12 protein-coding genes are annotated in these 14,294 nt (G+C 27.0%); 5 read left to right on the forward strand and 7 right to left on the reverse strand.

Features of this window, described 5'->3' with window-relative positions; genetic code table 11:
* Positions 1-23 precede the first annotated feature (23 nt).
* On the reverse strand, positions 24-2,864 hold the full coding sequence (locus HNP63_RS00075) for an AAA family ATPase (protein WP_183226897.1): 2,841 nt from the start codon (positions 2,862-2,864) through the stop codon (positions 24-26).
* Positions 2,851-4,092 carry an exonuclease SbcCD subunit D gene (locus HNP63_RS00080; protein WP_004789834.1) on the reverse strand — a complete coding sequence of 414 codons (1,242 nt, stop codon included), beginning with the start codon at positions 4,090-4,092 and terminating at the stop codon, positions 2,851-2,853. Before HNP63_RS00080 ends, HNP63_RS00075 begins: the two co-directional genes overlap by 14 nt.
* Positions 4,093-4,167: 75 nt before the next feature.
* Here HNP63_RS00080 and topA point away from each other — a divergent pair, with 75 nt between their 5' ends.
* The 4 genes from topA (at position 4,168) to HNP63_RS00100 (ending at position 10,608) form a co-directional block, all read left to right on the forward strand.
* On the forward strand, positions 4,168-6,717 hold the full coding sequence (gene topA, locus HNP63_RS00085; RefSeq protein WP_183226899.1) for a type I DNA topoisomerase: 2,550 nt from the start codon (positions 4,168-4,170) through the stop codon (positions 6,715-6,717).
* 2 nt (positions 6,718-6,719) lie between these two features.
* Positions 6,720-9,191 (forward strand): ATP-dependent RNA helicase, encoded by a 2,472-nt coding sequence (locus HNP63_RS00090; protein ID WP_011601255.1) that lies wholly within the window; start codon positions 6,720-6,722, stop codon positions 9,189-9,191.
* Positions 9,192-9,317: 126 nt separating this feature from the next.
* A complete protein-coding gene (locus HNP63_RS00095; RefSeq protein ID WP_004789387.1) occupies positions 9,318-9,833 on the forward strand; it encodes a hypothetical protein in 516 nt (171 codons plus the stop codon).
* Positions 9,826-10,608: a phosphodiester glycosidase family protein gene (locus HNP63_RS00100; protein WP_011601253.1), complete on the forward strand. Its 783-nt coding sequence runs from the start codon at positions 9,826-9,828 to the stop codon at positions 10,606-10,608. The genes HNP63_RS00095 and HNP63_RS00100 overlap by 8 nt, the downstream gene beginning before the upstream one ends.
* Here HNP63_RS00100 and HNP63_RS00105 read toward each other — a convergent pair.
* Positions 10,601-11,146 (reverse strand): hypothetical protein, encoded by a 546-nt coding sequence (locus tag HNP63_RS00105; protein WP_004790071.1) that lies wholly within the window; start codon positions 11,144-11,146, stop codon positions 10,601-10,603. The two genes, HNP63_RS00100 and HNP63_RS00105, sit on opposite strands and share 8 nt — an antisense overlap.
* An 80-nt stretch (positions 11,147-11,226) precedes the next feature.
* On the opposite strand from HNP63_RS00105, the gene HNP63_RS00110 reads away from it, so the two are divergent.
* Complete coding sequence (locus HNP63_RS00110; RefSeq protein ID WP_004789477.1) at positions 11,227-11,598, forward strand: hypothetical protein; 372 nt, start codon at positions 11,227-11,229, stop codon at positions 11,596-11,598.
* A 159-nt stretch (positions 11,599-11,757) separates the two neighbouring features.
* On the opposite strand, the gene miaA is transcribed toward HNP63_RS00110, so the two are convergent.
* Genes miaA through HNP63_RS00130 form a run of 4 tightly spaced genes read right to left on the reverse strand, consistent with a single transcriptional unit; the run spans position 11,758 to position 14,286 of the window.
* Positions 11,758-12,660 (reverse strand): tRNA (adenosine(37)-N6)-dimethylallyltransferase MiaA, encoded by a 903-nt coding sequence (miaA, locus tag HNP63_RS00115; RefSeq protein ID WP_011601252.1) that lies wholly within the window; start codon positions 12,658-12,660, stop codon positions 11,758-11,760.
* Positions 12,647-12,847: a DNA-directed RNA polymerase subunit omega gene (locus tag HNP63_RS00120; RefSeq protein ID WP_004789829.1), complete on the reverse strand. Its 201-nt coding sequence runs from the start codon at positions 12,845-12,847 to the stop codon at positions 12,647-12,649. Before HNP63_RS00120 ends, miaA begins: the two co-directional genes overlap by 14 nt.
* A gap of 39 nt (positions 12,848-12,886) precedes the next feature.
* Entirely contained in the window at positions 12,887-13,423 is a 537-nt protein-coding gene (cmk, locus tag HNP63_RS00125) for a (d)CMP kinase (protein ID WP_004790054.1), read from the reverse strand.
* Positions 13,420-14,286, reverse strand: a complete 867-nt coding sequence (locus tag HNP63_RS00130; protein WP_004789496.1) for a YicC/YloC family endoribonuclease — start codon at positions 14,284-14,286, stop codon at positions 13,420-13,422. Before HNP63_RS00130 ends, cmk begins: the two co-directional genes overlap by 4 nt.
* Positions 14,287-14,294 lie beyond the last annotated feature (8 nt).

Here is a 14,294-nt window from a genome sequence, read left to right on the forward strand (position 1 = left end):
AAAGCCTAATTGTACATAAATGATCATAAATTTTCCATAGCAATATAAGAAATTTTAGAAATTTTGTTTATAACTATTTGTGCTTTAATCATCTCCTTCAAATAAGAAACATGGGAAATTATGCCAATTTGTCGTCCGGTCATTATTTGAAACTTAGAAAGTTTGGGCATAACTTGAGCCAAAGTATCTTCATCAAGATTGCCAAACCCTTCATCTAAAAAAAAAGCTTCTATTTTTAATTCACTATCTCTTATTTTATCAGATAAAGCTAAAGACAAAGCCAAAGATACAAGAAATTTCTCTCCCCCAGACAAAGTTTTTACCGTTCTTATTTTATTAACATCTTTTTTGTCTTCAATTAAAAAATCAAACTCCTTGCTCTCTTTGTTGGTTTTAAGCTCAAAATCAGGGAAAATCCACCTTAAATACTTCTCATTTGCCAGCCTTAAAATATCATTAATTAAAAAAGTTTGAACATAATATTTCAATCCAGAAGATCTAATAACCACCTTCCTTAAAATATCTAGCTTATCTTTCCTTTCTTTAGCAAGATTTAATTCTCCTCTTAGCACATCTAAATTAATTTTTTGTTTATTAATCTTTTTTTGAAGAGCTTTAAAGTTTAAAAGCTTTATTTTATACTTTTCGATATCTCTGGATAAAAATTCAAGCTTAGAGCCAATTGACAAACTCAATTTTTGCAAGAAATGAAGACTATTCTTATTGATTTGTTCCAAAACAGTTTCTAATTCAAAAGGAAATGAATCTGAAAAAACACTTTTTAAATTTGAAGCTATATTCATAAAACTATTTTGTTCTTCGTTTAATTTCACCTTTAAAGTCAAAATAGATTCTTTTATAAATTTAATTTGGGTTTCGGTTTTAATTTTCAAATCTTCTAAATTTTTAAGATTTAAAACAAGGGTATTCCATTCATTTTCTATACTTTTCTGCCTAGCTAAAATAACATTAAATTCTCTTTTCAAGGAATAATAATCGCTAAAATTTAAATGCAAATTAAGTTTTAATAATAAACTTTTAATCTTTAAAAGATTTTGATCAAAATTTTGATTTTTTAAAGAAATCTCAATTTTTAAATCCTTTTCCCTACCCTTAAATTGTTCAAGCTTTTCCAATTTATTTTCAAATGCTAAAATTTTTTCTCTCTTAGAATAATTTATGTATTTATCAAATAAATTTTTTCCAATCAATCTTAAAATTTCAGCATTATTCTTTTCAAACTCCAAAGCATTAATCTCTTGCTTAGAGATTTCTTCTTGTTTGCAAGATAGCTGATATTTAAGCTCATTAATTTGATTTTGTATCAAATTAAGCTTTGAATTTAAAATGTAAAGCTCTTTCAAACTACAAACCGACAATTTATCTTTATGCTGATAATTTTTATATTCAACCTCAATATATTTTAATTTCTCTTTATCACTCTCAATAGAAAAATTTTTATCATCAAGATATTTTAACAACTCTTTATACAAATCAATCTTAATAAGATTTTTTTCCTTGTTTTTATTAAAATCTTCTTTGTCAGCAGATTTTAATAAAAATTCCAACCTATCTCTATATTTTGAAATCAATTCATCATTAAAAGTTTGAAATAATTTCAATGCCTCATAATAAACATACTTATCAAAATCGAAATTAGATTTCTCAGAAGAAATACTTTTAATCTCATCATTTTTTTTACTTTGAGCCTTTAATAATTCTTTTTTTTCATTCTCAAGGCTATTTTTCCTTAAAAGCAAGTTTTGATAATCATTCTCAACAGATGTAAAATTAAAAATATTACAATTTTTATTAAAAAGTTCCTTAACATAATTAAAATTATTACTGTCCAAATCTTTAATTTCTTTTAAATTATCTATCACTTTTGAAAGTTCTAAATCAAGCAATCTAATATCATTAAATAATTCGCCCTGCATAGCAACAAGATTTTTCAAATTCCAAAAATCTGAACACAAATAAATTTTCCGATCCAAATCCAAATTTTCTTTTATTTTTTTTTGAAAAGAATAATCCGACTCTAAAGAATCTTGATATTCAATCTGAGAAGATAATTGATCCTCTAGAGAAGATATTTCAATTTCCAAGCCTAAATATCTCTCGTTAGACGATATTGCCTGATTACACAAAGAAATAGCCCTTTTAATATTTTTAAGATCAATTTCTAATCGACCAATATCAACTAAATCTAAATAATCCTTAAGGGATTTATACTCCTTCTCATCATAATCAAGAATCGATTTTTCATAAGATTCCGAATTTAATAATTTATCTATACTAAACTTTGTACGCTCAAAGTCACTTTTTAAATAAAATTCCAAATTATCATATTTTTTCAAATTAAAAATATTATCAATTATTGCGGTTTTCTCTTTAGGCGTTGATGTTAAAAATTCTTGAAAATTACCTTGTGGCAAAATTACAGTTTGACAAAATTGATTAAAGTCTAATCGACAAAGACTTTTAATATGCTCTAAAACGTCGGTTCTACCCTCAATAATCCTATCATCAAAAAAACAACTAAGCAACATACTCTTAGGTGTCTCTATATTTTTTACATTAAGCTCAATAAAAGATTCATAAATCTTACCAGCAATAGTAAATGTTAATTTAACATAAGCACTGGTCTCACCTTTTGATATAATATCTACAATTTTTTTTCCAAGTCTATAAACACGAGCATATAGCGCCAAAGTTATGCAATCTAAAATAGTACTTTTACCTGATCCAGTATTACCAGAAATTAAAAAAATGCCTGATTGTCTTAAAAGAAGCGTATCGAAATTTAACTCATGCTCGCCTTTATAAGAAGCAATATTTTTAAATATGAGCTTATTTATCCTCATATTCGCCCAAATATCCTTTAGCTAAAACCTCGTTAAAAAGAGAAATAAGCTCTTCTTCCTTAAATTTGATATCCTTAATAACACCATTCTCAAAATCTCGTCTCAACTTTTTTTCAAAAAAATATTTTTCATCCATCTCAAGAACTTCAAGTTCTCCAATATCGCTAGAATCGTCTTGCAAATTCTGACTTAAAAGTAAAGAATAAGAAATAGAAACTAAATTTATAAAATTAAGCTTTGCTAAATCATAAATGGTCTCCTCAGCACTAGTATCAATCGCTTCATTAAGTTCAATTTTTAAATAAATAGTAAAAGTCTCATCTTTTCTAACATTATTTAAAAAGTCAAGAACTTCATTCAAAGAACCTTTAACAAAGATTAATTTATTGAAAATCGGCACCGGAAATGCTTTTTGCAAAATTAATTTATTGTCATTAAAATGCAAAACATTTATATATTTATCATGGGTCTCATTAAATGAATATTGCATGGGAGAGCCTGAATAAACAATATTATCCCTTAGTTTCATGAATTTATGAATATGTCCAAGAGCAACATAAGAAAAACCATTTCCAAAAACATTAAAAGGAATAATATAACTACCTCCCAAGGTATCAATCTTTTTACTGCTGCTAAAAAAAGAATGTGCCATTAATATTTTAGGAATTCCTTTATACTTGTTTTCTAAAAAATTAGATAAACTTGATATCTTTTCTCTGTAAGCATTTTCTAAATTTTCAAGAAATAGCTTACTTGAAGACTGATCTTCTAATCCAAAAATATTGTCAAAATTTTGCCCTAAAATAAACCTTTCATTTATATGAGGAAAACAAACAACAATAAACTTCAAAATCCCATTATCTTTTAAGAAAACTATTTGCTCATCAGAATCATATTCTGTTATTAAAAAAAAATTAAACCGTGAAAGAAGTTTTTTATTGATACTCAAATAATCTTTTTTGTCATGATTCCCAGAAATAACTACACACCATTTACAAGAAGTAAAAGAAAGTTCGTAAAAAAAATTATTCACCAATCTTTGCTCTTCAAATCCGGGTCTTTTAGAATCATAAACATCTCCAGCAACAAGCAAAAGATCTATTTTTTCTTTTTTAAGAAATTCTAAAAGAAAAGATAAAAAATTCTTCTGCTCCTTAAGTATTGAAAAATTTTCAATTTTTTTTCCAATATGCCAATCTGAAGTATGCAAAACTTTATAATTGTTCACAAAACACTCTCACTTTTTTTTAATTCTTAAATTATATTTATACATTGTATTATAATATATAAACATAAGGAATTTATGCAAAAGAAAAAATTGATAATAGTTGAATCACCAACAAAAGCTAAAACAATAAAAAAGTTTCTTGATGACTCGTTCTTAGTAGAAGCATGTATTGGACATATAGTAGATTTACCAAACAACGCAAAAGAAATTCCCAAAGAATATAAAAAATATGAATGGGCAAATATTTCTATAGATTATAACAATGGATTTGATCCAATTTACATTATTCCTAGCAATAAAAAACCAATTGTATCAAAACTAAAAAAATTAGTAAAAACAATCAATGAGATATATCTTGCAACCGACCAAGACAGAGAAGGAGAAACTATAGCATTTCACTTAAAAGAAGTACTAAAAATTAAAAATTATAAACGGATGATATTCCATGAAATCACAGAAACTGCAATAACTGAATCACTAAAAAATACTAGAAACATCGATATGAACCTTGTTAATGCTGGCGAAGCTCGAAGATTACTGGACCGACTATACGGGTATACTATCTCTCCACTACTTTGGAAAAAAATAGCTTATGGGCTTTCTGCCGGGCGAGTACAATCTGTTGGATTAAAATTATTAATAGAAAAAGAAAGAACTAGGATAAATTTCAAAAAAGCAAATTATTATTCAATTTTACTTCAATGTAAACACGAAAAAAAAGATTTGTTGCTTGAAACAAAATTAGAAGAAATTGATGGCAAGAATATAGCAGAGGGTAAAGACTTTACAAATGAAACTGGAAAGCTTAAAAATAGCGCCAAATCAATAATAATAACCCAAGATTTAATGATCGAGCTTGAAAAAGAATTAGAAAACGGACAAAAAATTGAATTAATTTCAATAGAAACTAAAAAAATAAACATACCCCCACCAAAGCCATTTACTACATCCACACTTCAACAAGAAATAAATAAACGCCTTAAAATTGGGACAAAGCAAATTATGCAACACGCTCAAAAACTTTATGAACACGGATACATTACCTATATGAGAACAGATTCTCATAATATTGCTAAAATCGCAAAAGACAAAATAACAAAAATAATAAAAAACATATATGGAAAAGACTATATAGAGAAAAAAGATAGAATTTATAAAAAAGAAAAAATGACTCAAAATGCACATGAGGCAATAAGGCCTTCTGAAATGTTTATTCCAAACGAAAACATAGAAATAGAAAGCAAAACCGCTAAAGAAATTTATAAAATAATATGGGATAGAACCATTATTTCTGGAATGAAAGATGCAATAAAAGAAAATATAAAACTGACTTTTAAGTATAAAAACTTAATTTTCAAATCAAATTTTACAAAAATAATTTTTGATGGATTTCTTAAACATACTAAAGAAAAAGATGAACATCTTAACATAAATTTTGACTTAATAAAAAAGGGAGATATATTTTCCATAGTCAAAATGCAAACAAGTGAGCATGAAACAAAGCCTCCATTTAGATACACAGAAGCATCTCTTGTGCAAAAAATGGAAAAAGAAGGAATAGGTCGTCCTTCAACCTATTCTACAATTATATCGACACTTTTAGAAAGAGAATATGCATTCAAACTTAACAACACATTAATACCAACTATAAAAGGAGCCGCTGTAATAAATCTTCTTGAAAAATATTTTCCAGTACTAATTGAACTAAATTTCACCTCTAATATGGAAGAAAAATTAGATAAAATAGCAATAGGAAAGCTAGATAAAATAAAATATCTAAGTAAATTCTATAATGGAAAAAAAGGACTAAAAGATACAGTAATGCAACTGGAGCCTAAAATTAATTCCTCTGAATTTAGAACTGTTATTGAAAGTCAAAACCTAGAAAATAAAGACAATAACATTAATTACACAATAAACATCGGCAAATATGGACCTTATTTAATATTCAAAGGGCATAATTATTCAATTATTACAACAACTCCATTAGAAAATTTATACAAAAAAGATGAAATAGAAAAAATAATAAATGAAAAAGAATTAAAACCAAATATACTCGGTATTGATCCTTTAACAGGACTTAATGTAATCTTCAAAAATACAATTTATGGAAGCATTGTACAACTTGGAGAAGACACTTATGCTCCTCAAGAATATACAAAAAAGGGAAAACCTAAAAAACTAAAAATAATAAAAGCAAAAAAAGCATCGGCTAAAAAAATTGACCCTGAAAACATGACATTAGAGCTTGCTTTAAAATTGCTCTCACTGCCAAAACTAATCGGCAAACATCCTAAAACTAACGAACAAATCATTGCTGCGACTGGTGTTTTTGGAGACTATATTAAAACTGAAAGCGGAAGTATTGCCTGCTCGCTCAAAAAAGATGAAAAAGCATATGACATAACGCTAGACAAGGCCATCAGCCTACTCAACGAAAGAGTTAATAAAGTGGGTATAATCGTTAAAATGATCGCATTTTCTAAAAACAAAATTGGAAACAAAATATATATTTACAAAAAAAACGATAGATTTTATGCTAAAATTAAAAGAAAGAAGATTGATTTACCCGATAACATTAATCTTGACGAAATAAATGAGAAATATGTGTTCAGCTTATTATAAATATGAATGATTTCAAACTCCCAATTTATAAATACAAAGACGAATTAATTAAAGTATTAAAAAAAAATAATGTTTTAATTGTTGAAAGTCCAACAGGCAGTGGAAAAACTACCCAACTACCAAGAATAATATATGAAGCGGGTTTTGCAAAATTAGGAAAAATTGGAGTAACTCAACCGAGAAGAATAGCTACAATATCAATAGCAGAATATATTGCCAAGCATATTGGTGTAAACGTTGGAGAAGAAGTTGGTTACAAAATAAGATTTGAAGAAATTACAAGTCCAAAAACCAAAATCAAATTAATGACTGACGGGGTTCTTCTGCAAGAGCTTAAAAAAGATACATTGCTTTATGAATATGACGTAATCATAATAGATGAAGCACACGAACGAAGTTTAAATATCGATTTTATATTAGGCCTTATTAAAGACATTTCAAGAAAAAGGGACGATTTTAAAATAATAATTTCATCTGCTACAATAAACACAAAAATATTTTCAAAATATTTCAATAATGCACCGATTGTCAGTATTGAAACTATCACGTATCCAGTACAAATAATATACAATCCCCCTCTTTTAAACACATCAAAAGGAATGATATTAAAAATAAAAGAAATTGTCTTAAACGTAATAAAAGAAAAAAAAGCGGGGGATATTCTTATATTCTTATCTGGAGAGAAAGAAATAAAAGAAACTATAAAAGAATTACAAGAATTAAACTCAAAAAAAAATTTAATAATCTTTCCTTTATACGGCAGAATGCCTAAAGAAGCACAAGAGCAAATATTTGTACCTACCCCTAAAAATAAAAGAAAAATAATAGTGTCAACAAACATTGCAGAAACTTCCATCACAATTGAAAATATTAAAATAGTAATCGATAGCGGAAAAGTTAAAACAAATAAATTCCAAACAAAAACTCATACCTATTCGCTCCAAGAAGTTCCAATTTCAAAATCATCAGCAACTCAAAGAGCCGGTCGAGCAGGAAGACTTTCAAAAGGAACTTGCTACAGACTTTATAAAAGAGAAGATTATCAACTAAGAGAAGATTATCAAAAAGAAGAAATATATAGAACAGACCTATCTGAGGTAATACTAAGAATGGCAGATATTGGAATCAGAGATTTTACCCACTTTGATTTTATATCAAAACCATCAAAGCATTCGATTCAAACTGCAAGCAAAATATTAAAATCTCTGGATGCCATAAACAATAAAAACGAACTTACAGAAATTGGGAAATATATGATACTATTCCCATTAGTGCCAGCACATTCAAGAGCATTAGTTGAAGCAATGATAAATTATCCACAAGCGATCTATCAAACCACAATAGGTCTATCATTTTTATCCACAAGCGGAATTTTTCTACTACCCCAAAATGAAGAAATGGAAGCTAGACAAGCTCATTTAAAATATAAAAATCCAATGGGAGATTTAATTGGGTTTATTAATATCTTTGAAGATTTTAAAAAAGCTGCAAATAAAGAAGCTTTCACGAAGGAAAATTATTTAGACCTACAAGGACTTGAAGAGATAGTAAATGTACAAATGCAACTTGAAAACATTGTTAGCAAATTGAATATACCAATAATAGAAAAAGGTGTTTTTGACAACGAAGGATATTTAAAATCAATAATGAGAGGGATGAGAGATTATATTTGTTTTAAAACTTCAAAAAAGAAATATAAAACCATCAAAGCTCAAAACGTAATAATTCATCCTGGATCACTTATTAGTACCGATTCTGTGAAATATTTCGTTGCAGGAGAAATTATAGAAACTACAAAAATGTATGCAAGATCCATTGGTGTGTTAAAAAAAGAATGGATTGATGATATTAACCTTAATGAAGAGTTTGAGCATAAAAACATACCTGACAAAGAGAAACAAATAGCAAATGCCAAGCAGACAAAAATTATCAATGAGATCAAAATAGGAAGAAAAATTTTCAAAGCAGAGTACAAAAACAACATTTATGTAATACAAATTAATCTAGAAACACTAAAAGAAATGATTTCAAAAAACGAATTAAATAATCAAAATAATGAGGATTTGAAAAAAATTAAAATACAATTGATGCATAAAAATGCAACAGTTTTCAGCAATAAAAAATTTTTAGATACTATAGAAATAGTCAAAGGCATGGGAAAAAATTGGCATTGTATAAAAAAATATGAAACAAACAATGTAAACATTGATGAACCTGAAAAAATGAAAAATCTTCTAGAGTGTACAATGCAGTTTATAATCTCTCCCTCCAAAAAAACTGCTCTTTTTTTATCATTAGAAACAGATCGCTTTGGAAATTTTCGACTAAAACCCAAACAAAATTTCATAATGGCAATAGAAGAATCTATGGAAAGCATAAAAAGCCTAATAGAAAACGAAGAATACATACAAAAACTACATTTTATAAAAAAATTAATAAATAAAGTTTACAAAAAATTAAATTACTTTTTTTAAAAACCGAACATTGAAAGTCTTATTCTAATAGAAAAGATAATAATTAAATATTATCCAACGTTAGCAGCAGATAACAATAATTTTAAATTATTTTCATTATTATCAAAACAAAGTTTATAATAAATTATGGACTGGCTATCCTTTTGTTATGCTTTATTATTTTTAGTAATTACTCCTTTTGCATTACAAAGTAATAATAAGGAAAATACAGAAAATTTAATAAAACTATATATGCTTTATGATTTAACTAACAACTTGCCAAAAGAATTAGAAATAATAAATAAAATTAAAAATTTTGATTTAGAACAATATTACCTGCTAATTACAAAATACTATCTAAAAATAAAAAAATATAAAGAAGCCAATGATTTTTTAAACAAAATAAACAAAAAAAAAATTAAAAATCAAAAAATAAAAAACGAAATCATTTCACTAAAATTAAGAATAAATGAAGATACTATTAATGAAGAAGAAATTAAAAAAATTTTAAATAATGAAAAAAATATAGATGTTAAAATAATTTATCAAATATTTAGTCTTATAAAATTTAAAAATAAAAAATTAGCAACAAAGATTAAAAATCTCATACTAACAAACTATCCTAAAAGCATTTATTCTTATAAAATAAAAAGAAATGAATAAAAAAACATTAACACTGCTAATATTGGTTTTAAGTATTTCATCAGGACTAATGTTGTCCAAATCAATCGCTAAAAAAGCCAAATACAAAATTATTAGAGGTTATTTCATAAATAGCAATTATGTTCTAGTAAAAATTGAAAATAAAGATTTAAAATTCACCATATCAAAGCCTATTTACGACAAAAAATTAAATAATTACTACTTTAAAGGCCAAACAACAAGTCATTTCTTAATTTCCAACAACGTTGATATTGCTATTAATACAAGTCCGTACGAAGTTAAACAAAACATGTTTTTTCCAAAAGGACTATACATATATAATAAAAAAATGATTTCAAAACAAATAGATAACTATGGGGGAATTGTAATAAAACACAATAAAATTATATTAAATCCCAAAGAAGACGAAATAAAAGAATCCGATTACGGATTTAGCGGATTTTTTGTTTTAATCAAAAACGGAACTTATAAAAAAAACTTTAAAGAAACAAGACACCCAAGAACAATAATAGGAACTGACAAAAATAATAAGTATTTATTTCTTGCTACAATAGAAGGAAGAGGCGTCAACAATAGCAAAGGGGCCTCTCTTAATGAAGCTATTGATTTTGCATTAAGTTATGGCATGACTAACGCCATTAATCTAGATGGAGGGGGCTCAAGCACTCTTGTGGTAAAATCAAATAATGCTCCTCACAAATTAAACTTTACTGCAAACATCTTTGGACAGGAAAGATCTGTTCCATTTCATTTAGGAATAAAACTTCCTAATTAGAAAATCTCCACCCAATATTAAATCCAAGCATAATCTCAGTTGTTAACCCGGAAAAATTTTTATAATTAGAAAATGGGGAGATAGAAAGCATAAACAAAGGCCTAATGTATAAACCTTCAAAATCGGGAATAAAAAGATCAGCAGCAAGCCCCATGCTTAAAAAAAAGAGATTGTGCCTATTAGAACTCAAATCAAAGGCATATTTAAAACCAATCAATGGAAAAAGCATTCTAATCTGCTCTTTAAAAATCATTGGATATGTTCCATAAAGCCCGAGCGAGAAATATCTTCCATTGTGAGTAGTAACAAAAGCCTCTTTGTAAGATACTTCAAAAAGTACATAATTTGCATCAAAAAATAAATTAAAATTAATCCCATGATCTGCCCTAGTAAAATTTGGAGCAAATTTAGTGGAGCTTGTTTTGTCAGTATAATTAGTAAATTGATACGAAAAACCTCCACCAAAAGAAAGTGGATAAGAAACAATTAAATTATTAGAAGAGATGAGAAATAAAATAAAAAAAAGATATTTCTTCATTAACAATCCTTAAAAATTCTAAAAAATACTATATTATTATAGTAACACTATAAAGTAGTATATAAAAAATCAAGGAAATTATGAATACAAAAACATTATATTTAATATTCTTAATTCTTTTAGCTTGCAATAGAAATAATAAAATTCCTCTCATTCAAAAATTGAACTTGCCCAAAAGTAGTATTCTTGGCTTTAGCAATAAAGTGGGTATAATAATAAAAGACTATGCTTTTCTTAGTAAAAGCACTAAAAAAAACAGCGAATTGGATTATGATTATGCAATTCTACTTAGAAAAGATGAAGTCGTAAAAATTGAAAAAACACTAGAAAAAACAGAACGCTATGGAATTGAAGGGAATTGGATCCTAGTCAATTACAAGGGAACTGAAAGCTATATTTTTAGTAAGGACATAAACATAGTTAACAATATAATAATTGAACATTCTAAATAGCCCCACATCATAACCGGAAAAAAGTTCGATCAATACAACAAATTACTTATTTTTTTTCTTATGTCTATTTTTCCTTCTTTTTTTCTTCCTTTTATGAGTAGAAATTTTTTTTAATTTTCTTTTTCTTCCGCAAGGCACTCCTTAAATCTCCTTATCAACTTAAAAAATTAAATTCAAAATGTCATCTAAATCATCCTCTGGATGAAACCATAAAACATCAGGCATCTTAGCAAAAAAGGTCATCTGCCTTTTTGCATATAAAACCGAATTTTTGTTTATCAAACTTATTATATCATTTAAACTATACCAAGGTCTACTTTTCCATAACAAAAACTCATTATAGCCTATCCCTTTAAAAGCCGGGGTATTTTCGTTGTAACCCTTGCTAAACAAACCTTTAATTTCGGAAAGTAATCCACTATTGAGCATTTCATTAATTCTTATTGATATTCTGGTTTTCAAATCTTCAAAAGATCTTTTAAGCCCTACAATCAAAATATTTTTAAATTCGCTATTTTGTTTTTTTTGAAATTGGCTAATAGGAATTCCTGTTTGGTAGTAAACTTCAAGCGATCTTTTAATACGATAAATATCATTCTTATTTAACATATTAAATCTGATGGGGTCTACATTTTTCAATTCTTTTAAAAGATGGGATTTACCTTTAAGATCTAAAAGATTGTTTACATAAATTCTTATTTTAGAAGTAACCAAAGGTGTTGAAGGAAATCCATCCTTTAAATGCTTGAAATAAAAAGCGGTACCCCCTACAAATATAGGAATTTTTTTTTTCTGTCTTATTTCTTTTACTATTTTTAAAGCTTGTTCGTAAAAAATTCCAAGAGTATATTCTTTTTCAGGCTCTAAAAAATCTACTAAATGGTGCTTTATATGTTTCATTAAACTTTTACCAGGCTTTGAAGAAGCTATATTGAACTCTTTATATACTTGAATAGAGTCAACATTAATAATTTCCGCTTTATTTCTTGGAAAATGAAACAAAATATTGCTTTTACCCACAGCTGTAGGCCCAAAAATAAAAACTATTCTATCTTCCTTCAATTGAATAGCTAAATTTACCAGTTAAAACGTCATTAAAAGCTTGTCCTAATATTTTATCATCAGAAATAGCATGCTCTGCTAAAGAAATGTTGTCTATGATTTGCTCTGTGCGTATTATAGTCGCAACAACAAGTTCATAAAAATTTCCATCAAAATCTTGAATTTTTTTTAAAGGCACTTTAGTCATTTAATCTCCTTACAAACTAAACATATTAAATAAGTTTAGCTAATTTTTCAAATTTCTTTTATCAATTTCATCTCGAATTAATTCAAAAACTTCATTTGAATTAATATTTGTAACATCAATCACTAAATCGGTCTCCGAAGAATAATCATCAATATCTATATTATAGATAGCCAAATATCTTTTTTTATCATTTTCATCTCTATTAAAAGTACTGCTTAAAACATCAGAATACATACCCCCCTCTCTAGTCATTATTCTCTCAGCTCTGACTTCCATTTTAGCATAAAGATATATTTTTAAATCAGCGCTCTTAGAAATCCAAATAGCAAGACGAGAAGCAAGCACTGTATTATTTTTTTTAGAAAGTGCGGACAATCTCTTATCAAGATACCTATCCCAATAATAATCATCTCTTCCTATTATCTCTTTCTCATAAAACTCCGAAAAAGGAATATTACGCTCTCTTGCAATATCATGAAAAGTATAATTAATAAACTCAAGACCGTAATGTTTTGCAATCATGCTACTTACAGTGGTATTGCCACAACCACTCTTACCAGAAAGTGCTATTTTCATTCAACATTCCTTATTTGCTCTTTTATTTTTTCTAAATTTAACTTCATATTCAAAATCAAATTCTTAATATCAAGATCAACCGCCTTATTGCTCATAGTTGTTATTTCTCTATGCATTTCTTGAGAAATAAATTCAAGAACTTTGCCACATATCTCATATTCAAGATTTTTATAAAAAGTTTCTATATGAGAATCTAAGCGCATGATCTCTTCATTAATGTCTAGGCGAATTGCCATTTTAGCTGCCTCTTCTGCAATACTTAAGTCTCTAAATTCATCCATTAATTTAGAGATATTTTCTTTAATGCTTGCAAATAATCTGACATTTATATCATTACAAGCATCCTTAATAATTTTAAGATCACGCTCTATTAGCACAAGAGTTGATACTATATCTGATTTAGTATTTTCTCCTTCAAAACTTCTCCCATTATTGTAATGAAATAAAGTTTCCTCTAAAACACCTTTAAACAACCCATAAATTTCTTCTTGATGCTCGCCATCTTCATCAATTATTAAAGCTCCCTTTAATGATAAAAAATCGCCTAAACTTAGTTCGTTCTTAATGTTAAGATTGGTATGTGCCAAAGAATCTCTAAGTCTAGAAATAGCCTCAATATAATTAGGATTAACTGTAAAATTCATACGAGGAACCAATTCTTTATATCCTACATTTAAAAAAACATTACCTCTGCTAATATACTTTGAAATCAAATTTCTTATATCAAGATCATAACCAGAAAAAATTTCTGGTAACCTAAGTTTAAATTCTAAAAATTTTCCATTATAAGACTTTAAATTAACACTAAACATATAGTTACCAATTATCTTTTCCAAATAAAAAAATCCCGTCATACTTTTCACTTTAATAC

Source organism: Borreliella afzelii, assembly GCF_014202295.1.
Classification (GTDB): domain Bacteria; phylum Spirochaetota; class Spirochaetia; order Borreliales; family Borreliaceae; genus Borreliella; species Borreliella afzelii.

Bases quoted from the DNA above. Each gene is read 5' to 3' on its own strand.
- HNP63_RS00075 (WP_183226897.1), bottom strand. From the start codon at position 2,864: ATGAGGATAAATAAGCTCATATTTAAAAATATTGCTTCTTATAAAGGC.
- topA (WP_183226899.1), top strand. From the start codon at position 4,168: ATGCAAAAGAAAAAATTGATAATAGTTGAATCACCAACAAAAGCTAAA.
- HNP63_RS00090 (WP_011601255.1), top strand. From the start codon at position 6,720: ATGAATGATTTCAAACTCCCAATTTATAAATACAAAGACGAATTAATT.
- HNP63_RS00095 (WP_004789387.1), top strand. From the start codon at position 9,318: ATGGACTGGCTATCCTTTTGTTATGCTTTATTATTTTTAGTAATTACT.
- HNP63_RS00100 (WP_011601253.1), top strand. From the start codon at position 9,826: ATGAATAAAAAAACATTAACACTGCTAATATTGGTTTTAAGTATTTCA.
- HNP63_RS00105 (WP_004790071.1), bottom strand. From the start codon at position 11,146: ATGAAGAAATATCTTTTTTTTATTTTATTTCTCATCTCTTCTAATAAT.
- HNP63_RS00110 (WP_004789477.1), top strand. From the start codon at position 11,227: ATGAATACAAAAACATTATATTTAATATTCTTAATTCTTTTAGCTTGC.
- HNP63_RS00120 (WP_004789829.1), bottom strand. From the start codon at position 12,847: ATGACTAAAGTGCCTTTAAAAAAAATTCAAGATTTTGATGGAAATTTT.
- cmk (WP_004790054.1), bottom strand. From the start codon at position 13,423: ATGAAAATAGCACTTTCTGGTAAGAGTGGTTGTGGCAATACCACTGTA.